This window comes from Streptomyces sp. LS-MS-L19, from assembly GCF_058382285.1.
On the sequence record NZ_JBYCLL010000001.1, the window covers coordinates 2,858,112 to 2,881,668 of the forward strand.

15 protein-coding genes are annotated in these 23,557 nt (G+C 68.9%); 10 read left to right on the forward strand and 5 right to left on the reverse strand.

Going from position 1 to position 23,557, the window contains the following annotated elements:
• Positions 1–2: 2 nt before the first annotated feature.
• Both AC2XR2_RS12605 and AC2XR2_RS12610 read right to left on the reverse strand, forming a co-directional pair.
• Positions 3–188, reverse strand: a complete 186-nt coding sequence (locus AC2XR2_RS12605; protein ID WP_491515065.1) for a DUF397 domain-containing protein — start codon at positions 186–188, stop codon at positions 3–5.
• The gene (locus AC2XR2_RS12610; protein WP_491515066.1) at positions 185–1,069 is read right to left on the reverse strand and encodes a helix-turn-helix domain-containing protein; all 885 of its coding nucleotides are present in this window, start codon (positions 1,067–1,069) and stop codon (positions 185–187) included. The genes AC2XR2_RS12605 and AC2XR2_RS12610 overlap by 4 nt, the downstream gene beginning before the upstream one ends.
• Positions 1,070–1,244: 175 nt before the next feature.
• Between AC2XR2_RS12610 and AC2XR2_RS12615 the strand changes: the two genes are divergently transcribed.
• Complete coding sequence (locus AC2XR2_RS12615; RefSeq protein WP_491515067.1) at positions 1,245–1,682, forward strand: ATP-binding protein; 438 nt, start codon at positions 1,245–1,247, stop codon at positions 1,680–1,682.
• 190 nt (positions 1,683–1,872) lie between these two features.
• A complete protein-coding gene (locus AC2XR2_RS12620; RefSeq protein ID WP_491515068.1) occupies positions 1,873–2,136 on the forward strand; it encodes a hypothetical protein in 264 nt (87 codons plus the stop codon).
• Positions 2,137–2,169: 33 nt separating this feature from the next.
• Here AC2XR2_RS12620 and AC2XR2_RS12625 read toward each other — a convergent pair whose 3' ends face one another.
• Complete coding sequence (locus AC2XR2_RS12625; RefSeq protein ID WP_330267341.1) at positions 2,170–2,397, reverse strand: hypothetical protein; 228 nt, start codon at positions 2,395–2,397, stop codon at positions 2,170–2,172.
• A gap of 139 nt (positions 2,398–2,536) precedes the next feature.
• On the opposite strand from AC2XR2_RS12625, the gene AC2XR2_RS12630 reads away from it, so the two are divergent.
• The 4 genes from AC2XR2_RS12630 (at position 2,537) to AC2XR2_RS12645 (ending at position 8,127) form a co-directional block, all read left to right on the forward strand.
• Complete coding sequence (locus tag AC2XR2_RS12630) at positions 2,537–4,630, forward strand: DUF8426 domain-containing protein (RefSeq protein WP_491515069.1); 2,094 nt, start codon at positions 2,537–2,539, stop codon at positions 4,628–4,630.
• Entirely contained in the window at positions 4,623–5,891 is a 1,269-nt protein-coding gene (locus AC2XR2_RS12635; protein ID WP_491515070.1) for an McrC family protein, read from the forward strand. Before AC2XR2_RS12630 ends, AC2XR2_RS12635 begins: the two co-directional genes overlap by 8 nt.
• Positions 5,892–6,507: 616 nt before the next feature.
• A complete protein-coding gene (locus tag AC2XR2_RS12640) occupies positions 6,508–6,975 on the forward strand; it encodes a hypothetical protein (protein ID WP_491515071.1) in 468 nt (155 codons plus the stop codon).
• A gap of 72 nt (positions 6,976–7,047) precedes the next feature.
• Positions 7,048–8,127, forward strand: coding sequence for a hypothetical protein (locus AC2XR2_RS12645; protein ID WP_491515072.1), 1,080 nt, complete (start codon positions 7,048–7,050; stop codon positions 8,125–8,127).
• 689 nt (positions 8,128–8,816) lie between these two features.
• Here AC2XR2_RS12645 and AC2XR2_RS12650 read toward each other — a convergent pair.
• Both AC2XR2_RS12650 and AC2XR2_RS12655 read right to left on the reverse strand, forming a co-directional pair.
• A complete protein-coding gene (locus tag AC2XR2_RS12650; RefSeq protein ID WP_491515073.1) occupies positions 8,817–14,777 on the reverse strand; it encodes a hypothetical protein in 5,961 nt (1,986 codons plus the stop codon).
• A 64-nt stretch (positions 14,778–14,841) separates the two neighbouring features.
• Positions 14,842–17,079 carry a hypothetical protein gene (locus AC2XR2_RS12655; protein WP_491515074.1) on the reverse strand — a complete coding sequence of 746 codons (2,238 nt, stop codon included), beginning with the start codon at positions 17,077–17,079 and terminating at the stop codon, positions 14,842–14,844.
• Between the two features lie 340 nt (positions 17,080–17,419).
• Here AC2XR2_RS12655 and AC2XR2_RS12660 point away from each other — a divergent pair, with 340 nt between their 5' ends.
• From AC2XR2_RS12660 to AC2XR2_RS12675, 4 genes are all read left to right on the forward strand, one after another.
• The gene (locus tag AC2XR2_RS12660; RefSeq protein ID WP_491515075.1) at positions 17,420–19,132 is read left to right on the forward strand and encodes a DUF262 domain-containing protein; all 1,713 of its coding nucleotides are present in this window, start codon (positions 17,420–17,422) and stop codon (positions 19,130–19,132) included.
• A gap of 36 nt (positions 19,133–19,168) precedes the next feature.
• Complete coding sequence (locus AC2XR2_RS12665) at positions 19,169–20,449, forward strand: type II toxin-antitoxin system HipA family toxin (protein ID WP_491515076.1); 1,281 nt, start codon at positions 19,169–19,171, stop codon at positions 20,447–20,449.
• 77 nt (positions 20,450–20,526) lie between these two features.
• A complete protein-coding gene (locus tag AC2XR2_RS12670; protein ID WP_491515077.1) occupies positions 20,527–22,335 on the forward strand; it encodes a DUF4357 domain-containing protein in 1,809 nt (602 codons plus the stop codon).
• Positions 22,332–23,543, forward strand: coding sequence for an McrC family protein (locus AC2XR2_RS12675; RefSeq protein WP_491515078.1), 1,212 nt, complete (start codon positions 22,332–22,334; stop codon positions 23,541–23,543). The genes AC2XR2_RS12670 and AC2XR2_RS12675 overlap by 4 nt, the downstream gene beginning before the upstream one ends.
• Positions 23,544–23,557: the final 14 nt, after the last annotated feature.

The following is a 23,557-nucleotide window of genomic DNA, read 5'->3' on the forward strand; positions in this document are numbered from 1 at the left end:
GCTCAGGCCCCCGCCACGAACCCCACAAAGCGCGCCCACTCCGCGCGCCCGACGGCGAAGTGCGGGCGCGTCACGTCCTTGGAGTCCCGTACGCAGATGGCCTGTTCGGTGACGGCGATCTCGATGCAGCTGTCACCCGAGCTGCCGCTGTAGCTGGACTTGAACCAGACGAGTTCCGTCTTGCTCATAGCTCTCCTCGAAGTCGCTCCAGCAGACCTCGCGAGTCCTTGGGGTTGAGGGCCTGCGAGCGCAGTGTGTCATAGCGCTGCTGGAGGACGCGCACCTCTTTGCGGTCGGAGATCAGCCGGCCGTTCTCCTGCCCTTCGGAGTACGCCAGCCGCCGCCCCTCGGGCGTCTCCAACAGCTGCACCGGACCGTCCATGCAGGCATGGAACTCGGCCTCGGTCGGCATGACCTGGAGCATCACGTTGTGGGGTGCCGTCAGCTCCAACACGAGGTCCAACTGTCCCCGCAACACCTCACGCCCCCCCAACCTGCGCCGGAAGACGGACTCCTCCACGATGAAGTGAAACGGGACCGTCGGCCGCTCGTGCAACATCTGCTGCCGCTCCAGCCGCGCCTCGATCTGGGCCTCCGTCTGCTCCTCGGTTAGCAGCGGGAGCCGGTTCTCGAACAGGGCCCGCGCATACCCCTCCGACTGCAACAACCCCGGCACCAGCCTGCACTCATACGTACACAGACTCACCGCCACCCGCTCCAGCCGAGCCCACTGCCGGAACCAGGCCGCCAGCCCCACATCCCCCCGCCCCCGAGTCACGTACTTCGACGACTTCCGCAAAGCCCCTGTGTTCCCGAGGAGTTCCTCCGACCGCACCACGTACGACTCGTCGGGCATCCTTCGTCCTAGCTCCACCGACTCCACGGTGTGCTTGGAGAAGCGCACCAGGTCCGCAAACTCGGCCCTGCTGTACCCCGCGTGCTCGCGCAGCGCCTGCTGGACGGCACCCCAGGTCCGCAGACTGTCCGAGGGGTCGGGCTCACGATCCTGCTCGCCGCCGGCCGACTCGCCGTCGCCACCGTCGGCCATGATGTCGATGCCGCCCGTCATACGCGGCCACCTCCCGTTCCGTACAGGCACCACGCGCTACTCATCGCCCCACGCCAGACAGCACCCAGCGTGACGGAAGACCTCGCGTACCGTCCACAGAATGTGTCCGTACGCTGACGCACCGTACGGGCGTCACTTCTGGAACGAGCCCCCACGCGCCCGCCACGGTGGCCCCATGAACGCACCCCTTCCCCAAGCCCCCAGCTCCGTGGCCACGTTCGCCCAGCTCCTGTCCTCCACCCGCCGAGGCGCCCGCCTCGCCCGCCTCCTCGCCACCACTCAGTTCCGCGACTGGGGCCTGCCACCCGACGTGACCGAGCGAGCCGAGCAGATCGTCGCCGAACTGGCCGCCAACGCAGCCCTGCACGGCCACGTCCAGGGCCGCGACTTCCGGCTCGCCCTCACCCTCGACACAGCGACCGGCGTTCTCCGCATCGCAGTCACCGACGCCAAGGGCGGGCAACTCCCCGTCGCACCAACCGACTCTGCCGCCGACAGCGAGTCGGGCCGCGGTCTGCTCATGGTCGACGCGCTGGCCGACCACTGGGGCACCGAACCGCATCCGCCGGGCGGCAAGACCGTTTGGGCCGAGGTGAGCCACCGGTCCCGCTGACAAGTTCCCGTCCACGTCCTGAAGGCCGAATACGACGCGGACCCCGGCGGCCGCGCGTCCAGCTTCTCCGTCCACCCGCTCCTCGTACCCCTCGTCAACGAACTGGGAGACGAGGACGAGTCGTGACCGCCGACCGGGTGTCTCACGGAACGTAAGGTGTCGGAGAAGCCGCGTTGTTACTCTCCGCGCCATGGCTCATGCAGCAGCGCGGCAGATGCGCTCTCCGATCCTCTCGATCCACCCGTACATTCCGGCGTTCGAGCAGCATGACAAGGTCATCTGTTCCATGGCCACGAGCGGCGAGTGCGACAGGAAGCTCGTGGCGGAAGTGCGCACGGAGTTCCGCGACGGCAGCGTCCATCACTGGCGCGTGTGCGGCGAGTGGCTGACCACGCACCCGTCAGCCATCGCCCACATCGAAGCAAACGGCTTCCAGGAGCCCGTCACTCCTTGACGGTTGCGCGTCCACTCGCCGCCGGGATGACGTTTACGCCAGCCGGTAGACCGCCTGGCCCGGCTCCGGCCTCACGATCAGACCGTCGTCGGCGAGCTCGCGCAGGTTGCGGCGCGCTTCCTTGCCCGCGGCTTCTTCGTCCGCCGGCCGGTATCCGGCGACCCTTAGGGCCAGTACGGCACGCTCCGTGTCCCAGCTGCCGCCCAGCGCCTGGATCACGGCGGCGAGTGCCTGCTTGTGCGTCAGCGGCTTCTCGGTCATGTCACCCTCCCCTTGAAAGAACGCCACAGCATGGCACGGGGCGGCAGGACTTCTGCCACCGGTACAGCGGACGCGGTCACGCAGACCCGATACGCGCTACACCCCCTGGGGCCACGGCCGTTCCGGCATCATGACCCCCATGACCGAGGGTGTGGGGATATGGGAAGCAGCGGCCCGGTTCGACCGGAGTGCTGCCGCCAAGGACGAAGCCGCCGCGGAACAGGAGCGCAAGCAGGTGCTGGCCCAGTTCCCCCTGGAGGAGTGGCCCAGGCTGCCCCTGGAGCGGTACGCATTGGGCCTGGAGCAGTTCGGGCCGGGGATGACGTACTGCCGGCTCATGGAGTTCGGTACCCAGTCCCTGGGCAGCATCAAGGGCGGCAGCGCCGCGAAACACATCATGTACCGCCACAACTCCGGTGAGTGGCGGCTGGCGGCGCCTCTGCGCGGGATGGAGCCCCAGGCTGCGTGGGAACGTCTTCGGGCCGAGTTTCTCCGGGCGTTGACCGCCGTGCCCGTGAGCGACTTCGCGGCCGTGGACGAACTCGAGATCCTTCGGTTCGGGCCCGCGCTGGTGACCAAAACTCTCGCCACCTACTACCCCGAGCACTTCCTCCCGGTCTACTCCGCGGGGCACCTGCGGAAGTTCCTCGCCCTGCTGGGCGGCACGTCGGGCGCCGACTCACCGACCTGGCGCAGTAACCGGCAGCTCCTCGAACTCGTGCGGTCGCGGCCGGAGTTCGCGGGCTGGTCCGGGTACGAGGTGATGACCTTCCTCTACCAGGACTTCGACCCTCGTCCCCAGACGCGCACGATCTGGAAGATCGCCCCCGGTGAGCGTGGACGCCTGTGGGAGGAGTGCCGTGACGGCGGTTTCATCTGCGTGGGGTGGGACGAGCTTCGCGATCTGGGTGAGTATCAGACCGACATCGAGCTGAAGGAAGCCCTCGACGCCAACTGGCCTCGTGGCAGCGGTCGTAGTCTCACCACCGCGCGCAGACTCCTCGCCTTCCGGGACCTGGAGGCCGGAGACCGGGTGGTGGCCAACCGTGGGATGGACGAGGTGCTCGCCACGGGTACCGTCACCGGGGGATATCGGTTCGATCCCGAACGGCCGGAGTTCCGGCATGTGGTCCCGGTCGACTGGGACGTCTCCCACGCGCAGAAACTGTCAGGACCCCAGCACGGCTGGCGGTCCACGTTCGCCAAGGTCGACCCGACGCTCTTCTCCAAGCTCACCGCACATCGGGCAGCCGGCTCTCCCGCGCAAGCGGCGCCGTCGTCCACCGATCTGGCGCCCGAGGACGTGCGGGCCGTACTGGACGCGCTGGAACGGAAGGGGCAGGTGATCCTCCATGGACCTCCCGGCACCGGCAAAACCCGGCTCGCGCTCAGTGCCGCCCTCTTCATGGCCGGCCGCGCGGACGCGATCAACACCGACCCGGCCCGACGTTCCGCGGCCCAGGCCGAGATGCTGGGCGGCGAGCAGGTCCATCTCGTGACCTTCCATCCCTCCTACGGCTACGAGGACTTCGTCGAGGGCTTCAAACCGGATCTGAGCGCCACCGGCCCCGGGCTCACACTCGCCCTCACCGACGGGGCTTTCCATACCCTATGTGACCGGGCCTCGGCACATCCCGAGCAGACGTACCTCCTGATCATCGACGAGATCAACCGCGGTGACCTGCCCCGGATCTTCGGTGAGTTGATCACGCTTCTCGAACTCGACAAGCGCGGCCTGCCCCTCACCCTGTCCGTCAGCGGTCGGCGCTTCTCCGTGCCGCCGAACATCCGGATCATCGGCACGATGAACACCGCCGACCGGAGCATCAGCCACCTCGACGCGGCCGTACGCCGCCGCTTCGCCTTCGTTTCCGTCGGGCCTGACCCGGACGCCGTATCCGGCACGGTCGGCCCGCTGGACCTGGCGGAGTTCTTCGAGTCCCTCAACACCCGCATCACCCGCCACCTCGACGCCGACCACCAGATAGGACACGCCTACCTGCTGCGTGACGGCGCGCCGATCGCCACGGAGGACGACCTCGCCGCGGCCTTCCACCACGAGGTGATCCCGCTGTTGGAGGACTATTGCCTCGCCCGCGCCGACCTGCTCCACCGCATCCTCGGCAGCCTGGTCGACGCGGACACTGGTCGCACGGCGCTCATGTCTCCTCAGGACCTCGCCACGGCCCTGGCCGCCGAGTTCAGCGGCGGTCAGCCGAGTCCTGATGCCTGAGCGCACTGAGGTCCACCTCGGCGAGTACGAGTCCGTTCCGCTGGACATCGCACAGCTCACGTCCCGGGACGTCGATCGCCTGCACGCCCTTCAGGCAGGGGGTCACCTCACCCTGCGCCCCGACCGCTCCGGATGGCGGCTGCGGGCGGACTCGAGCGTCGGCGTCCTGATCCTCGACCGCGTCCGCATCGTGATCGAGCCCAAGTTCGCCATCCCGGGCGACCGGCTCATGGGCTGGCTCGCCTACGCCCTGGACGCGCCCACTCCCGTCCGGACGACGTCACGACGCTGGGCCACCGGCCCGGAAGGCTACGCCGACCTCGTGGCAGCGGCCCTCCTGGAGCAGTGCGAGCAGCTGGTGCGCGAGGGGCTGCGCCGCGACTACGTCCGTCACCAGAGCGTGGAACCGGTGCTGCGGGGGCGACTGGACTTCGCCGCCCAGGTCACGCGTCGGTACGGACAACTGGACCAGCTGCACATACGCACCTTCGACCGTGAGACCGACATCTGGGACAACCGCGTCCTGGGGACCGCCCTGAGTGTCGCGCTCAAGCTGACGGTCGGCTCTGGGCTGGCTCGCGACCTGCACGGGATCGCCGGCGCGTTTCCGCGGGCCGCCACCCCGGACGCGGCACTGCGCGCCCTGGACCGCATCAGGTACACGCGCCTGAACGCCCGCTACCGTCCCGCGCACACCTGGGCACGCCTGCTGCTGCGCGGTGGAGGCGTCACCGAACTGCTCACCGACCTGGGCAGCACGGCGGACGGCCTCCTGCTGCCCATGCCCGCGCTCTGGGAAGCCGTAGTACGACGCCTCGGCGCCGAGGCCGCCGCCCCGTGCGGCGGACACGCCGTCCCCAGCAGCGGCGAGACGGGCATCACCGTCCGCGGGGACCTCGGCAACACCTCGACCTTCCGCCCCGACCTGCTCCTGAGCCTCGCGACGCCTGACCGGCCTCACCGCGCACTGCTGCCCGTGGACGCCAAGTACAAGCGCTACGACCGCCACGGCGTCAGCGCCGCCGACATCCATCAACTCCTCACCTACAGCGCCGGCTACGCCCCCGCAGACGCTCCCACCGCGGTGATCGTCCATCCCCAGCCGGGCGGCCATGCCCATCGTGTCCTGCGGATCGACGGCTCGCAGGGCAGGCTCGGCACCGTTCACGTCATCGGCGTCGACACCCACACGCCCCCTCGACGAGCGGCCGCGTGGCTCACCGAGCGGGTCGCATCGGTCTGCGGACCATCGTCGCACTGAGCGGCGGACACGAGCAGTGACGTCCGCCGCAGCGCCGTCACCCGTTCCAGACGATGTTGCAGATGCGGCTGCCAGCCGTCAGATCGACCCACAGAGCGTCCGCGGCACCCAGGGGGATCAGGCCGTCCGCGCGACCGGGCGTGACACGCTCTGACATACCGACAAGCTACCGGCGCCGACGCCGCAGCGGGTCGGCGAGCGCTTCGGGCAGCCGGGCACCCACATGCAACTCGACGGCGCCAGCGCGCAGTTCGACTTCCGGATGGTGGCACCCACCACGCTTCATGCGGCCGGGAGCGGCTCCCAGGACGGCCCGTGGACGGCGCCCCCGCGCAGGTGCCGTCGTGCCCATCCAGTCAGTGGTGCACCTTTGAGCAGGCTTCACGTACCCCCTTCGCCTTGGTTGACCGGCGGTCTCGGCGCACCCCTGGGCCCGGTCAGGAGGCTCTCGATTTCCCGCATTGACCGGCGCCCGTCACATGCACACTGACCAGCGAACGCCCCATGAAATAGAGCTACTTCCGCACGAATGCCCGTTGCCGTACATTTGCCGCAGCCCACGGGCCATCGTTTACGAACGCACGCCCGACGGGCCGTTGCACTCCGGGAGTTAGTCGTGATCACCCTGACACCGACCGAACGCGACATCCACCGCGTCCTCAGCGCCCGCGCGCGTGAGGCCGATGCGGCAAAGCCGCGCGAGGCGTGTCTGACGTACAAGGAACTGGGGCTGCTGATCGACCCCGAGGGTTTCAACACCGGAATGAGCCGGCCGCCTTTCCGCACTCTCTTCCCCGCGCTGGGGCGCGTCAGCAGGTACGAGGTGGAGCACGGCCGACCCATGCTGTCCGCCCTGGTCGTGTCGCAGGACTCCCGCGTGCCCGGCCCGGGGTTCGTGGAACTGGCCCGGGATCTGCACCTCCCGATGAACGATCCGGACACGTACTGGGACGATGAACTCACCGAGCTCGTCCGCTTCTGGTCCGATCACGACCCCGTGCTGCTCCTTGATGCCGCCGTCGACCGGCTCATGAACGAACTCGGCGCAATCAAGGCGGCTGTTCAGCGCCTCGGTGAAGCCTGACGCAGGCCGCCGGCACTTCTGCCTGCCGTACCCGATCCCCCTACCACGTACCACTCTCGCGGAGTCCAGCCAGTGCGTCCTGCTCGTTGCGCCGTCACCACCTCACTACTGATCCTCTCGGCGCTCACGCTCGTCGGCTGCGGAAGCGATGACGACTCCGCTGCAGCGGCCCCCTCGTCGACCGCCACGGCGGCCAGCGCGCAGCCGTCTGCGGCGGACGATGCTGAATCCGCCGAGGCTGCGGGGGCTGCTGCGGAGGAGGACGACGACGACACGTCGGTCGTCGACTTCCTGCGCGCCGCCGGTGTCGGTGACGACCTGGTGAACCAGCTCGGCGAGGTCGGCGACGCCAACGGTTACGGTCTCGGCGAGGACGTGGCGACGGACCTGGAGTCCCGGCGACGGCTGGCGACCACGCAGGTCGAGACCTGCCGCAACGTTGCGGTGGGGCACCGTACTTGGGAAGGCATTCAGGCGTCGGACATGAGCGCCGGAGCCTCCGAGGGGCAGGCTGCCGCGATGGCGGACTTCCTCCGGACCGAGTTCTGCCCGCATGTCTCCCCCTACAAGGAGGCCGCGCTGCCGAAGCAGACCCTGAGCGGGGCAGCCCAGGATGCCCACGGTGGCCGGGGGCTGGCCTCCCCACTGTCGTGGTGGGACGCGCGTTATCCGCGTGTCTCCTGGTCCAAGGCCTGCGCACGCCAGACAGGACAGCCGCTTGGCGACCCGGTCGCCTACCGGCTTGCCGAGGACGCGGTCGTATGCGCCACGGTCCCACCGGCCAAGAGCCTCAAAAAGCACCTCATCAGCGTGGACATCGTCTTCGCCTCTCCGGTCGGCGAAGCTCGGGCACGGGACGCCGTGCTCACCCTCCTCCCCTCGGATGCCACGCCGGACGAGGAGACCGAGGGCACCAACGCCGACTGGTCCTACCTGGAAGGCGGGTGCCTGAACATCAACTTCAGGTCGGACCGGCTCAAGGACGTCGCGGCCGAGGTCGAGAAGGACGCCGAACCGTGGGCCAGCGCCCTCTACTACTCCGACGGCGCGACCTCCGACGGTGCCGTGGGCGCCTACACCGGCAAGATCAAGCAGATCCTGCTCTCCACCGACAAGAACGAACCGGGCCGCACCGGCGACCTGACCTGCTGACCGTCACTGCGCGCAGGTCGCCGTGCAGGGCCTCCTCGATCACGTGCGCTTCCCCCTCAGCGCAACAGATCCGCCGCTCGGCGCGGAATCCTTCGCAGGCGGCGCCCGGCCTGCCCGTGCAGCCGTCGAGCGGATCTGTCCGGGTGGCTGAGCACGGATCGAGGCCCTCAACTCGGGTGCCCACCCGCCTCTGCCGACCGTCGACGACCGTAAGGATCTCGTCGGCCGGACCAAGGCGCTCGTGGCGGCGATCCGGAGCAGTTCTGGGACCCAGAGCACCGGGGGCGCCCGATGCGCCCGTCCCCTGAGGCCCTGGTGACCGCCGCCGCCCGCCTCCTTCTGATCACCACCGGCACCGTGACCACCCTCCCCCGGCCTTCGCGCCCGTGCCGCCGCGGGCCTGCTCCGCATGGCGCTCGACCAGGCCCTGGACTCCTAGTGGCAGCGGGTCACTCCCTCGATGACGCGAGTCGGCAAGCATCGCATGCTGTGCCTGGAGTGGTACGCGGGCGGGACAGCTGTTCGGCAGCGGCAACCGCCCCTGAAGACCGCGCGGATGAGCCACGTCCCCCCGTGCGCAGCCCGCGCCCCCTCGCAGGTACCCGACGAAGCCCCCCCTCGTCAGCGAAGCCACACCAGTACCGGCCGCCTGGGCAGCCGGTACCGCGTCACGCGATGTCAAACCGGTGTCATGCGTGGAGCGCCACACATTCCCGCAGCAACGGCTCCAGCCGCAGCTGGCCGTGCTCGCGGTCGAAGACCTGAAGTGCGTCGAGGCAGGTGACGATCCAGCGGGCCTCGTCCTCGTCCTCGATCCGGGCCGCGGTCATGGCCACAGCGGTCACCGCGCTCTCCAGGTCGAACAGGTCCTCCTTGAACTCGGCTGCGAGTGCCTGGTAGCCCGTCGCGAGCATCGGATCCGTGTACAGGCCGGTCGCCTCGGCGAAGGAGCGTGCCTCAGCCCGGTCCGTGCGCAGGCCGGCCAAACGGCGCAACACCTCGTCGGGGTCGCCCAGCTCGCCGTGCAGACGATGAGCCCGATCGACCAGGAGGGGCCAGCCGCCGGTCAGTTCGTGGAGGCGATCCAGGCGGTCCTCCGTGTGGAACATCTCGACGCGCTGGGCCCAGCCGCGCAGGCTGCGTCGGTCGTGTCGGCGCAGCACGACGGGGGCGGCCTTGGTGGGTTCAGTCCCTGTCAACAGGGGCTGCCACAGAGCCAGTTGGGTGGGGTCGGTGACGAGGACGACCGCGCGGGTGACGCCCGGCGTGCCGGGCAGCTGCGTCTCGGCCTGGTCGACGGCCTCCCGGCAGGCTTCCGGGCGTGCCGGGTAGTTGGCGAAGTCGCTGATGACGACCCGCCGTTCACGCGGCACTCCGCCGGTGAGTTCCTGCCGGTAGACACGTGCGTTGCCGACGGGCGGCAGCTTCCAGTCGGCGATGCGTCCGGCGACCCTGCGCAGGGTGTCGCCGACGTCGGTGACGCCGGTCGCGGCGGTGCCGAGGACGACCCTCGTCTGGTTGGTCCGCTCGCCGAGCAGGTCGTCGAGCTGGGTGATCGTGAGCGGAGCCGGGCGGCCGTCGGGCAGTTCGGGACGGCCCTCCTGCACGATGCTCTCCTGGAGCTCGCAGTCCTGCTCGGCCCTGAGCAGACGGGCTTCCACCTCGTGGGAGCCGCCGATCATGCGCAGGGCGCTGGGACCGCGCAGGTGCCAGCCCAGACCGTCGTGGTTCGGGGCTAGGATGCCGAGGCCGACCATCTCGGAGAGGTAGGCGCGGAAGCCCTCGGTGTCGAGCTGTTCGAAGCCCTTGCGCCAATACGTCTCGCACTCCTCGCGCAGTTCGGTGTCGCTCAGCCGCACTTCCAGGCCACGGTGGCGGGCGTGATAGGCCAGCACGTTGGCGATCACGTCGTAACGGTGGTCGAGGCTCAGTGTGTCCTTGAAGGCCGCCGAGATGCTGTCCCTGAGGCCGGTGTCCGACTCCACGACCTCGATGTCGGCGAGCTCCACCGCGTACGGGGGTTCTTTGGGTCCCTCGGGTCCGCGCCGCGCCCGCTTGCGGTGCATCACCTCGACCAGCCGGTGTCCGAACATCTGGAGCAGGAAAGGCTGGTAGGAGCAGTAGCCGAGCACCCGGTTGACGAGGTCCAGGTCCAGGAACTCGAAGCCGAGCGCCCGCATCGGCTCGACCAGCAGCTCGGCGGCGAACTGGGGGGCGAGCGGGCCGATCACCTTGGGCGTCTGCGCGAGATGGCCGAACGGCCCGTTGCTCGCGAGCTTGGAGAACCGCTGCACGGAGTGCAGGCCGGCGAAGACGACCTTGGCGCGGTCCTTGGTGTCGTCCCCGAGACCCTTGAGCTTCTTGGTCTGGTTGAAACGAGGGGCATCCGCCTCGAAGAACTGGTCGCACTCGTCGAGCAGGATCAGCAGACGGCGACGCGAGTCTCCTTCGGTCCAGGCCTGGATGCCCGCACGCACCCGTTCGGAGATGTCCTTGGCGGGCCTGCGCCCCTGGGGACGGTTCAGCACCTGCGCCTCGGTCAGCTTCCTGTCCAGCACGCTCCACAGGGCCTCCGGCCCGAGCGAGCTGCCCTTTCCGATGTTCTCCTGGTCGAGGTTCACGTACACCGTCTGGTAGTAGCCGGGGCGCTGCTCCATGAACCTGTCCCCGGCGTCCGCGAGCAGAGCCGACTTGCCGAGGCCCCGGCCGCCGAAGATGACCTGGGTGCCCCGCGGGTCGAGGATGCTCTTGCGTTCGGCGTCACGGCCGTAGAACATCTCGCTACCGATCCGGCCGCGCTTCTCCCTGATGTACGGGTTGACACCGGAGAACGGCAACAGGATCTGCGTGGCGGTGCTGACCTGTCGGTTGCCGTGGGCCGCGAGATAGGCGAGGGCGGCGTCGTCCACCACCAGCAGCGGCTGCGACAACCGTCCCGAGCCGACGGCCAGTTCGACGCGGGCCTCGCGGCTGAGCGTGCCGAAGTAGACGACGAGGAGACCCGTTCCGCTGGTGTCGCGCTCCGCCCAGCTCATCACGACCTTGGCGGGCGGCCGACCCCACACCAGCATCACCCGGAGGTTGCCGCCCTGCTCCCTGATCTGCGAGCCGAACGCCGGTGCCTTCGCCCTGCCGTTGATCGCCACTTCGGTCGCTTCGAAGAGCCGGTACTCGCGCCGGTGCTGGGACCGCTCGTCGAGCGGCCTGGCGCTCTTGGCGTCGTAGCCGAGGAGCTTGAGGAGCGGCGGCACCCTCCGCGTGTAGGCGACGTGGAGCCGGTCTTTCGGCTCGGTGGTGCCCATCAGCCGCCACTCGTCGAGGGCATCGGCCGCCAGCGCGGCCTCGTCGGTGGACAGGGCGCTGTAGTCCAGAACGGGGATGGCCGGGTGTGTGCCACAGGACCGTACGAGGTCGACGAGGCCGCGGTCGATGCCCCCGCGCAGGCCGTCGGGCACGGCCGGGAAGAACTCGGCCAGATACGACTCACCGTTCTCGATCTCCGGGACGTCTTCGCCGATCTCCAGGAAGTAGACGAGGTCGGCGGCGGTGGCCAGGTCATTGGTCTCCAGGCGCCGCAGCACCTGGGCCCGCTGGTCCGGGGTTGAGTCCAGGACGTCGAGCCTGGCCCGGATCCGATCGGCCGCCTCCCGCCGGAAGTCCGGCAAGCTGCTCCGTACGGTGTCGAGTCCACGCCGGACGGCGACCAGGTCGTGCGTGTCCGCGCCGTCGAGTCGCTCGCGGGCGTCGGCCAGCAGCTCCTGCAGACGCAGATCCTGGTCGTCGGTCACGGCGCCGTCGGCCTGCGCGCGGTGCAGTTCGGCTACGAGTTCGTCGTGCGCCTTCCGCAGTTCTGTGCGCCGTACGGCCTCCCGCTCCTCGATCTCGGCGAGCTGGGGCGGCGTGAACTCCTTGGCCTGCGCGGCGGGCAGCATGCCACGTCCAGCCAGCTCGACGATGGTGCGGGCCGCGGCGAAGGCATCGTGGTCCAGCCGCTCGGTGAGGGCGTCCTGCCAGCTTCGGTCGACCGCCGTGAGCAGCTGGTCGGGCGACGGCCGCTCCTCCAAGGTGTCGCACACCTTCAGCAGCTCCACGTCCAGCACACGCTCAGGGGCGAGCGAACCGCCCGTGCGCATGGTCGCGGTGTCCCCGGTCAGCAGGGCGAACAGCTCCTCCATAGAGGCGCGTGCCGCCCATGCCGTAGCGGCGGCGAGGGCACCCGAGCGCCGGGCCAGCCGTTCGAGTTCACCGAGTACGGCCTCCCTGGCGTCCAACAGGGACTGGCGCAGCGAGGAGATCTCCTGGACCGCCCGGTTGCGGTCGGACCGGTCGCCGCGGCGGGTGCCGTCGACCACCAGACACCACTCCTTGGCCAGGCCGACGGCGCGCTCCACGAGATGCACCAGGTCCTGTCGCCCGGCGCCCTGAAGAGGTTTGCCGCTGGGTGAGCGGTGCTTGCGGTCCATGCGGTCGATCTCGTTGTTGACCTCGGCCAGTTTCGACAGGCGTTCGGTCTGCTCCCGCACGTGCCGGATCGCGTCACGGCGGTCGTGGACCACAGTCATGAGCAACGATCCGAGCATCCCGTCATCCGGGTTCAGCCATCGCTTGGCGATCTCCGTTGCCCGCGCGAACCGCAGCCTCTGTGGCGTGAGCAGGGCGTTGCAATGCTCACGCAACTCCCGCAGCCTCGCATCCCGCTCGGCGTCGTCGGCGATGACGACCAGCGGTGAGGCGAACAGTGCACCGCTGAGCGCACGGTCGGCCACGGCGGTCGCCATCTCGCCGAGACGGTCCGGGAGTCTGGGCACGAGCGCCTTGAGCTGAGCGCCCGCAAGATGATCGCCGGTGATCAGAGCGGTACGCAGCAGGGCGGGCAGCAGCAGGAGCTCGCCGCACTCCGTGTCGCGGCCCGCGTATCCGTCGTAGCTCTGCAGCAGGTCCGTGGTCAATCGGGCGCCCTGGCTGTCGCCGGAGGTCAGTAACGCGGCGGCACCGGCCAGGCGGAGCGCCGCCACTTGTGGTTCGGGGTGGTCGCCGGCACGCGCCACATGATGGGCGAGTCCGAAGCGCCGCTCGACGACCAGCCGCACCAGCGCCCGCTCGGTGACGTCCTCGACAGTGGCCTCGTCCTCTCCTGCCTTGTCGTCGTTCGCGGAAGTGGCCGCGGTGGGGGCCGTTTCCGGAGTGGGGACCTGCACGGGTTCGGGCGTGACTTCGGCGGCCGAAGGTGGGGGCGGCGCCGGGGAGCCGACAGCGGGTGTCGGAGCCGGTGCGTCATCGGCGCCAGGAGGACCGGCAACCGCCGGCGCCGCCGCGGGGGCTTCCGGTTCGGGAGCGGGCGCAGGCTCCTGGGTGAGGGCGGCGACTGTCACGTCCGCCGCGTTCTGGGCTGCGTCAGGCTCCGTGGCACCTGCCTCCGGTTGAGCAAGCTCCAGTTCAGGGGCCATGACGGCCGCCATCGCACACGCGGGCAGCACCCGCGCGACCTGTTCCTGCAACACCAGGATCTCCGCCGCGGCGTCCGCCTGCCGCCCCAGCCGAATGAGCCGGGTCAGGGCCACGAGGGCGGCGCTCTCGTCCCGTTGCCTCTGCTCCCACACCGGTGCGTCCAACAGGCGGCGGGTCACGTCTCGCACGGCCTCGGTGGCTGCGGCGGCGGGGCTGTCCGGTCGGCATACGACATCCAGCAGTTCCCGCAGGTTCTCACGTGCCCGGACGTCATGTTCGTGCGTCACCCGGTACGCGCTCGCGGCGCGTGTCATGTCCTCGAGACGGCGCGGCACCCCCACGATCCCGGCCGCGCGGAACACCGCCTCGGCTCGGTCGAACGTGTCGCCGAGCACGGTCAGCGGCGCCAGGTCCTCGTCCTGCGGAGGGCATCCGTCGGCGACCAGGGCTGTCACCTTCTCCGAGGTCTCACGGGCGCGGACGAGGGCCGACTCCAGCTCTCGGCAGACCACGTCGAGCTCCGCCAACCCGTCTGCCTGGGTGCCCTCTGCCGCTTTTCCGGACTCGTCGTCCGAGACGGGATCGGGCGGCGTCTCTCGCTCCTCCGACACGCCGGGCTCGAAGCCGGGGTACGCCGCCACGATCGACCGAGCCACGTCACCGACAGCAGCGAATCGCGCCGCCTCGTCATCATCGGCGGCTCCGGCGAACCAGTCCTGGTCTGCTGCCCAGGCAAGGACGTGGGCGTCGCCGACGGAGGCGTTGCTCCACGCGAAGACCGTGGCCCGGACCAACGGCTCGCCCCACCGGGAAACCGGGTCGGACACGGCTTCGCCGTCCTGAGCGAACACGAACCGGCCGACCTGGTTCATCACGATGTGGGTGAGTCCTTTGACCCCGCAGGTGCAGGTGTGCTGCCGTGCCTCGCGTTGCAGCCTCCCCAACACGTCCGCGCAGAGGGCCTTGCTCGCCCGTCGAGGGGCCGCGATGCGGATGCCCAGGCTGCCGAGAAGATCCTGCCTGTCCCTGGGCGACAGAGAGTTGAAGGCGAGTTCCACCGCGTTGACCGTGAGGTCGTTCAGAGCGGTTACGGCCGGGTGCGTCAGGGCGTTGAGCGCATCAGCCAATCCTTCGAGTTCCTCGGCCGAGACGCTCGACGGGGACAACGGCGGCCCGGTGACGACGCGGTAGCGGTCCTGCATGTGCACGTACTCCGTTTCTGTGGCTGTTCCAAGGACGGTCACGCGCGGGAGGTCCGCGGCCGGATCAATGACCGCGCGTGTGCTCGGTGACGAACGTGTAGCCGAAGGGCAGCTCCCAGCCATCCGCCTTGCCGAGCCTGCGGCAGTGGTCGCGAAAGGCCGCTCTCTGGACCTCGCTGGGCGAGCATCCCGGTCGCAGGCGGCGCAGATGACCGGGGACGAACTGGATGCCGGGCAGTCCGGCACCGCCCGGTTCCGTGCCGCCCCAAGGGCGTATCACCCGTCGCCGGACCGGGCGGTATCCGATGAGGGGGATGACCGGCTGCTGTTCTCGTGCCGGGTAGTGCGGCTGGCCCCAGGCGTCCCGGCTACCGAGGGCCGGTTCCAGAACCCGCTCCGCGAACAGTTCGTCGACCGCCGATTCCAGGGCGGCGGCCTGTGACGGTGCCGGCCGGCGCCCGTAGACCGCGCTCGGCAGGACCGAACGGTCCAACAGGGCATGGCCGTCCAGCGTGAGCAGCCCGCATCGACGCACGGTGCGCATCACCAGTTGCCGGGGCCCGAGGCCGACCGCGCTGTCACCATGGCGGCCGCTGCCGGGAACGTCCTCCCGTGTCAGTACACGAGTGTCGTAGCAGTGGTTGGTCTCACGGTCGCCGACCCGCACGCGCTCCTTGAGACGCATCGTCGCCACACGGATCACGGTGTCGCCGAGGACCCAGCGAATCTCTAGCATCAGGCCGGGAAAGAACCCCTGAGGCCAGAGGATGCCGGTCACCCGGTCCATGTCGTCGCCGAGTTCGACGGTGACATCCTGCACCGCCTCCTTCTCGTCCGACATCTCGCCGACGTGGTCGAGTTCGAGGCGCAGAGTGGAGCGCCGGCCGTACGACCGGCGAAGTTCTCGTACGACGTCCGGGTGCAGAGGGAACCAGCCGTCGATGAGGTGAGCCAGCCGTAAGGGTGCCCGCCAGACGACGCCGTTCGCATCACTCCGCAGAAGTTCGCTGGGACCGAGAGCGGCTTCGTCGGCGAGTGGCAGGTCGATCGGGTCCAGTTCCGCTTCCGGCTCCGGCTCCGGTTGCGCGGGCAGGGTGGACGCCCAGCCGTGTCCGGCCGGAGCCAGCGGATCTCCAGGGGGTTCCGCGTCACCAGGGTGATGGGACCGCCACACGCCTCCGCTCTCGAAGGCGTCGTCGAGCGTGACGCGGGAGCCGTTCGCGAACAGGCCCTGGTCACTGTCCCGTTGGACCACATCGGCGAGCGCCACGTTCGCCCGACACACCGCGGCGGCGTACCCCACTCCCATGAGCTGTTCCGCGGCCCCGGGAAATCCGCGAAGCCTCGGCCCGACCGCTGTGTACACGGAGACCGGCGAGATGAGCCCGTGACGCCGTTTCGCCGGGACGGCCGCGTGTTCCACCGCTGCCGCGAGGGACTTGAGATCGTCTCCGCCCAGCGGTCCGGTGTCGCGCCAGCATTCCGCGAGCGAGGTGCGGGTCATGGCGTAGTGACCCCAAGTGCGTAACTCCTCGCTGGAGTTGAGGACACCACGTACCGTGTCGAGAAGGCCGAGCAACCCCGACCGCAGGTCCTCGTCGCGGGTTCCGCCGACCAGCTCGGCGAGGGAGACGGGCACGAACGGGCTGAGCAGCTGCTCCCGTGCCGTCGTCAGGAGATGGTCCGCGTACGCCGCGAGATCGTCGCGTCCGGCGCCCTCCGCGGACGGGTAGCACACGTCGACAACGACATGACCGTCCGCGTTGATCCAGCGCCGACGCGTGCGTAACCGGTGGAGCTGGGCCGGCGACAGGCTCAGGGCCGGCCCGAAGGCGTGGACGTCTGGAACCAGCAGCTCCCTGCGCCGCGGGGTGGAGCCGCTTCCTGGCTCGCCCGGCCCTGCGGCACCCGCAGGCGCTCCCGACACCCAGGCTGGTACGTCACCGTGCGCGCTCACCTCCGGGTGGGCGCCTTCCCGATAGACGATCTCGGCGTAGAGCGGATCCGACCCGGTGGCGACACACACCATCGCGCCGACCGGCAGCACGGGAGCGCACTCACCGAAGGTGATCACGGGGAAGTCGTCGAGGTGCAGCGGGCTGCCGCCGTATCCCTCGCCGCCGAGGTCGTACCCGAAGTACACGGCATTGAAGGCGACCGCGGTGTGCACCGGCGCGGGGCGGGCTGCGACAACGGCTCCGAGGTAGCGCCGGAGTCGCTCGCGTTCCTGCTCGGGGACCGCGTCGTGCCCCATGGTCATGGCGGGAGTCAGCAGGGCCTGATCACCGTATGGATCGGGCACCCCCGTTTCCCCGTCGTCGCCAGCCGTTCCCGGCACATACGAGTCCCCACCCATGACACCTCCGCCGCACCACGACCCGCCCCGGCTCACCTGCGGTGATTCCGCAGACTATGCCGACACATGGCGTGCCTGTGGCACTTTCATCACTTTGCGTTCGTTGACAGTCACTCCGGTCTGCCCCCATGAGCATCGACCTGAACCGTGCGCACGACTGAAGGTAACGCTGGCTCGTTGACATCGTCAACAGACGTTAGGACATACATTCGTTGACATCGCTAACGCCCACTCGCCATACTGATGAGGCAACCCACCGTCAGCTCGCCGACCAGGGGACACGAAGATGACCACCGCAGGCCTGGACACCCAGCCCAGCGCGACCACGTACGAGCTGGGCGACCTCGTGGCCCAGGCCTGGAACGGCAGGATCCACGTTCCGCACTTCCAGCGCGACTTCCGCTGGGGCACCACCGATGTACTCCGTCTCTTCGACAGCATCGTCAAGGGCTACCCCATCGGGAATCTGCTCCTCTGGGTCCGCAAGACGCCTGCGCGTTCGTTCACGCTCGGCCAGTTGAAGATCGACGCGTCGGCTTCTCCGGACGCCTTCTGGGTGGTGGACGGGCAGCAGCGCATCACCAGCCTCGCCAATGCACTCAGTCCCGAAGGGCATCTGCACGAGCCGTTCTCCATCTACTACGACCTCAGGGAGAAGCGGTTCATCGGCCAGCCCAAGACGCGTGAGCCCGAGCACATCGCGTTGCCGGTCCTCTTCGATCTGAAGAAGCTTCTCAGTTGGTTCCGCACGGAGGGCGAACTGGTCCCCGAGCTCTTCGACGAAGCCGACCGCGTCGCCACCGCTCTGCGCCAGTACAAGGTGCCCGCTTATCTCGTACGGCAGGACGATCTCGACATCCTGACCGACATCTTCGACCGGATGAACAATTACGGGAAGCGCCTCAACCGGGCGGAGATCTTCTCCGCGCTCTACGCGGGTCCGGAAGAGGGAGCCGAGGAGCGGCTCAACCTCTCCCGCATCGCTGACCGCATCGCCGCCAGGACCGGCTTCGGCACCATCGACACGGACACCGTCCTCGCCTCGATCCTCGCGCGGCGCGGGCCCGACCCGTCGCGGGACATCCGCAACGAGTTCAGCTCCACCGGCCGTCGAACCGCCCCGGAGTTCGAGGACGAGGACCAGTACGCGGCCTACGGCGAGGGCGAAGAGGCCCTGGTCCGCGCCATCGGCTTTCTGCAGACCGAAGCGGAGGTGCCACACCTCGCACTCCTCGTCTACCGCGCACTGCTCGTCGTACTGACCCGCTTCTTCGCCCATTTCCCCGACCCCGAGCCCAATACCCGCCGTCTGCTGCGACGGCTGTACTGGCGTGTGGCCGTGTCCGGTCCCGCCGTGTTCAAGGGCAGCTTCACTCAGGTGTCGCGGGTCCTGTGCGCCCGTATCCGCAAGGGAGACGAGAGCGGTTCGATCATGGGGTTGATGGACGCCATGGCCGAGGCCCAGCCCGCGATCCCGACCATCGAGCGGTTCCGGACCAACGAGGCCGCCGCAAAGATCATCCTCAGCTCCTGGTGGTCTCTGCGCCCGCGCTCCCTGGTCACCGGCGCTCCCCTCGACCTCCAGAACCTCTCGACGCTGCTCGCCGACCAGAAGACGGCCGGCACGGTGGCTCATGTGGTCTTTCCTCGCGGACTCACCTCCCAGCAGGTCCTGTACGCGGCGAACCGGCTGTTCCTGCCCAGCGCGGAGGACCCCGTGTCCGAGATCACCACGCTGCTCGCTCGTCGTCCCCCTCACCTGGACGCGGAGACCTGGGACCAGGTCCTGGCCTCGCACACGATGAACGACCAGACCAGTCGGGCACTCGCCGAGGGAGATCGCGAAGGCTTCCTCCATCTGCGGCAGCAGATCATCCAGCAGCATCTGGCCGACTTCCTCGGGCGCATGGCCGAGTGGAACTACGAGGACACCCCCTCGTTGGACTCTCTGGATTTCGATGCCCTCGACGAACTCGAAGAGCCCGAAGAGCTGTTCTGACCAGTCCGCTCCCCCGCGAACAGGACACCGCCGCGCATGACCACGCTCCCGGAGACGTACTACGCCGTTCTCCTGCACTCCCGCCGGATCGGCACGCTGTGCCAGAAGGGTGACTACACGCGTTTCATCGTCAACGAGTCCTATGTGACCGACCCGAAGCGGCCGGTCCTCGGCCTCCGCTTCGAGGAGAATCTACGCGCCCCTTACGCGTCCGCTCTGCGGCTGCCCCGCTGGTTCTCCAACCTCCTTCCCGAAGGCCCGCTGCGGGAGTGGATCGCCGACGACCGGGGTGTCTCACTCGACAGGGAGATGGAACTCCTGGCCCAGGTGGGCCATGACCTGCCGGGCGCCGTCCAGGTGCTGCCTGCCGACGGCCCCGACGAAGGCTGGGAGTGGCCTGACAGCGAGCAGTCGGGACCAGACGGGAAACGCCCTGGCGGCACCTATGGTTTCCCCTCCGCCGACTCGCCATGGCGGTTTTCCCTGGCCGGGGTCGCTCTGAAGTTCTCCATGCTGGCCAGAGGAGACAGACTCACCGTCCCCGCCGCCGGCGTACACGGCGACTGGCTGGTCAAGTTCCCGGACTACCGTCATGCCGACGTACCGCGCAACGAGTACACCGTCATGTCCTTGGCCCGGGCCGCCGGACTGGACGTCCCGGACGTGCGCCTCATGCACCGCGATGAGCTCGAAGGCCTGCCCGACCGCATGTGGCCGAACGACGAGCAATGGGCCTATGCCGTCCGTCGCTTCGACCGAACCCGGGACGCCCGTCGCGCCCCCATCCACATCGAGGACTTCGCACAGGTCAGGGACAAGTACCCCCAGGACAAGTACCAGTCGACGTTCGAGACCGTCGCAGCCATCGCCTATCGCGGCCACGACGTGGACTCACTGCGTGAGGCGGCCCGGCGCATAGCCTTTTCCGTGGTGGTGGGCAACGGCGATGCCCACTTGAAGAACTGGTCGCTGATCTATCGAGACCGACGGCTCCCGTCACTGTCACCGGTGTACGACCTGGTGTCCACAGCCCCCTACGCGCCGAGCGACGAACCGGAGGACCTCGGGCTCAAGTTCGGGGGCAGCAAGTCGTTCGACCGGGTAAGACTCGCCGCCTTCGACCGGCTGGAAGGCGCCCTGGACCACCGTTTCGGGCCCACTCGCGCCCGGCTGACCGAGGAGGCCGTGCAAACCGTCGAACGGACGCGCGCCCACTGGCCGCAGTACGAGGAACACCTCGCGGACAACCAGACCCTGCGCAAGGCGATCGGAAGGTGGATCACCGACTCTGCCCAGCGCCTGCTCAGACACCCTTGACGGCGTTCGGCCACCTGAGGGGTGTCCGTGCTCCCAGTACGCTGCGGACCAAACCGGACCAGCGAGAAGGACGATCCATGGCTCACGAGTATCCGGAGTTCCGGCTGCGGCTGCCGGGGGGCGGTCCCGAGGCCCGGGGACGGCTGCTGAGCGAGAAGGGGACAAACGGCAGCCAGAAGTTCGTCGTCCTGGCCGGGTCGCCGGGGCGCCCGGAGGTCGTGCCGTCCTTCCCCGTCCGCATGCCGTCGTCGTATCGCCTGCGGCAGCGCCTGATCGAGGCCGGGATTCTCACGGAGTCGGAGACCTGGCCCGGCTGGTTGGAACTCGCGCAGGACGTCGAGTGCAACTCGCCGTCGGCCGCCGCCGAGATCCTGGTCGGTCGCAGTGCCAACGGCTGGCTGGAGTGGAAGACCGGCGACGGCCATCCGCTCTCGGACTACCTCGACCAGGTGTGGTGGGGGCCCAATCGAGCCTGGCTGGTGCGCGGTTCCAATGTCTCGGGCCTCGACCTCGTCCGGCGCCTGTGGTTGCCGGAGGGGCTGGTGACCCTGCGAGCGCGCCATCTGCGACAAGGCGTCGAGCTGGGTATCAGCAAGGACCGGCTGCGCAACGCCGTCGAGGAGGACTACGCCTCCACCGCGACGTACAACCAGAAAGTGCAGCTGGTCGAGGAACTGCACATGTTCCTCTCCCGGATGAGGCCGGGCGACACCATGTGCACCATTTCGGGCGGCCGACTGTACGTCGGCAAGATCACGGGAGACGCCGAGCAAATCGCCTCCGAGGACGGCCGGTCGGATCTGCGCCGACCGGTGGACTGGGCGGACGACGGGCACGCCTACGAAGGCCTGCCCGAGGCGCTCCAGCAGAAACTCTCCGCACAGCATGACGTCGTCGATCTGACCGCGGTGAAGGATCTCATTGACGGCCTGGGGATAAGCGACGAGGACCTGATCGAGGAGGCCGAGGCCGCCGATCGGGACCCGAGCCTGGAAATCCCCGCGCTCACCGCCCGACGCGAGCTGGAGCTGCCCGAGCCCACAGACGAGTTGACGGACGAGCTCCTCGTACACGACACCGCCTGGCTACGCGAGGTGCGTGATCTGCTCTGGGACGAACGACAGTTGGTGCTGTACGGCCCTCCCGGGACCGGCAAGACGTATCTCGCCCTTAAACTCGCCGAGTTCCTCGGCGGCGGGCCTGAGCAGGTCAAGCTCGTGCAGTTCCATCCGTCGTACGCGTACGAGGACTTCTTCGAGGGTTTCCGGCCGCAGGAGGATCCACAGACCCGCGAGGTCGCCTTCCGGCTCACTGCCGGTCCGCTGCGTGAACTCGCCGATCTGGCCTCCCGCGAAGGCAACCGGCACATCCCGCACTTCCTGATCATCGACGAGATCAACCGCGCCAACCTGGCCAAGGTTTTCGGCGAGTTGTACTTCCTGCTGGAATACCGCAACAAGTCGGTCCGGCTGACGTACTCCGGTGACGACTTCGCGCTGCCACCCAACCTCTTCGTGATCGGCACGATGAACACCGCCGACCGATCCATCGCCCTCGTCGACGCGGCAATGCGCCGACGCTTCGCGTTCGTCGAGCTGTCCCCGCGCACCGAGCCGACCAGCGGACTGTTGCGCCGCTGGCTCGCTCGCGAGGGCCACGATGCCGAGCCGGCCGACCTGCTCGATGCGCTCAACTCCCGTATCGACGATGCCGACTTCCGCGTCGGGCCCTCGTACTTGATGAAGAGGGGCGTCTATCGGGAGGGCGGGCTCGAAAGAACGTGGCGGACCAAGATCCTTCCGCTGCTGGAGGAGTACCACTACGGGGAAGGCGTGGACGTCGAGAAGCGGTACGGCCTCGCTGCCTTGCGGGAGTCGTCGAGGTGACCGGGGTCGTCGAACTCGTCGAGCACGCGCCGGCCGTGGGCGTTGCCCTGCCGGACGCGGTCGGACGAGCACTGGCGGCCGGGGACATCGTGGACGCGGTTCCTGATCCGTATGTCCCGGGCCACTGGTCCCTGCGGGCCGGCAGCAAGGTCGGCGCGGTGGCGGTCGCGATGCCGGGGAACGACGAGCCGGTCACCGTACGCGTCACCCCCAAGGTTCCCATCACCCGCCTGTTCTTCCTCCTGGGGTACAGCCTCGACCCGAAGGGCGGCTGGCGAGACGGTGAGGTGGATGTCACCGGGCACCGCGATCTGCTGCGCGCCCTCGCCCATGCCGTGGAACGGCAGGTCGACCGCGCCCTGCGACAGGGGCTCCTCCAGGGATATCAGAGGAGAGAGGAGACGTCCCTGGTCGTCCGGGGCCGCATCCGGGAAGCCGACCAGATACGACGGCGGTTCGGTGCGACACTTCCGGTCGAGGTGGAGTACGACGAGTTCACCACCGACATTGCGGAGAACCGCCTGCTGCGGGCTGCCGTCGAGCGCCTCCTTCGACTGCCCGGCGTACCCCCCGACGTACGTCGCAGGCTGCTGCATCAACGTGCCCGTCTGGTCGATGTCGCGGTGATCGTGCGCGGTCAACCCCTGCCTGTCTGGCAGTCGAGCCGGCTCAACACGCGCTACCAGCATGCGTTGCATCTCGCCCGAGTCGTCCTGGAGAACGCCTCTGTCGAGCACGCGCCCGGTGCACTGCGCGTCGACGGGTTCCTGTTCGACATGAACAAGCTCTTCGAGGACTTTGTGACGGTGGCTCTGCGGGAGTCGTGCCGGAGCTTCGGGCACTCGGCACGGCTCCAGGATCCCCATCACCTCGACGAGGCCTCCGCGATCCGTATGAAGCCCGATTTCGTGCTGTACGGACCGAATAGCACCCCGTGCGCCGTGGTCGACGCCAAGTACAAGGCCGAGAAGCGGGAGGGCTTTCCGGACGCCGACCTCTACCAGATGCTCGCGTACTGCACCGCCTTGGGCCTGCGCGAAGGTCACCTGGTGTACGCCAAGGGCAACGCGCCACACGCGGCCCACAGGGTGAGGCACGCGGGCATCGTGATCCACCAGCACGCTCTCGACCTCGATCAGGAACCCTCCGGCCTGCTGTCGGAGGTGGATCGGGTAGCCGCCCAGCTGGTGAACACCCCGCGCGTATGATCGATCGCGGAGTG

What these genes read in the sequence shown, in the direction of transcription:
- AC2XR2_RS12605 (WP_491515065.1), bottom strand. Translation starts at nt 188, where the DNA reads ATGAGCAAGACGGAACTCGTCTGGTTCAAGTCCAGCTACAGCGGCAGC.
- AC2XR2_RS12610 (WP_491515066.1), bottom strand. Translation starts at nt 1,069, where the DNA reads ATGACGGGCGGCATCGACATCATGGCCGACGGTGGCGACGGCGAGTCG.
- AC2XR2_RS12615 (WP_491515067.1), top strand. Translation starts at nt 1,245, where the DNA reads ATGAACGCACCCCTTCCCCAAGCCCCCAGCTCCGTGGCCACGTTCGCC.
- AC2XR2_RS12620 (WP_491515068.1), top strand. Translation starts at nt 1,873, where the DNA reads ATGGCTCATGCAGCAGCGCGGCAGATGCGCTCTCCGATCCTCTCGATC.
- AC2XR2_RS12625 (WP_330267341.1), bottom strand. Translation starts at nt 2,397, where the DNA reads ATGACCGAGAAGCCGCTGACGCACAAGCAGGCACTCGCCGCCGTGATC.
- AC2XR2_RS12630 (WP_491515069.1), top strand. Translation starts at nt 2,537, where the DNA reads ATGACCGAGGGTGTGGGGATATGGGAAGCAGCGGCCCGGTTCGACCGG.
- AC2XR2_RS12635 (WP_491515070.1), top strand. Translation starts at nt 4,623, where the DNA reads ATGCCTGAGCGCACTGAGGTCCACCTCGGCGAGTACGAGTCCGTTCCG.
- AC2XR2_RS12650 (WP_491515073.1), bottom strand. Translation starts at nt 14,777, where the DNA reads ATGCAGGACCGCTACCGCGTCGTCACCGGGCCGCCGTTGTCCCCGTCG.
- AC2XR2_RS12660 (WP_491515075.1), top strand. Translation starts at nt 17,420, where the DNA reads ATGACCACCGCAGGCCTGGACACCCAGCCCAGCGCGACCACGTACGAG.
- AC2XR2_RS12665 (WP_491515076.1), top strand. Translation starts at nt 19,169, where the DNA reads ATGACCACGCTCCCGGAGACGTACTACGCCGTTCTCCTGCACTCCCGC.
- AC2XR2_RS12670 (WP_491515077.1), top strand. Translation starts at nt 20,527, where the DNA reads ATGGCTCACGAGTATCCGGAGTTCCGGCTGCGGCTGCCGGGGGGCGGT.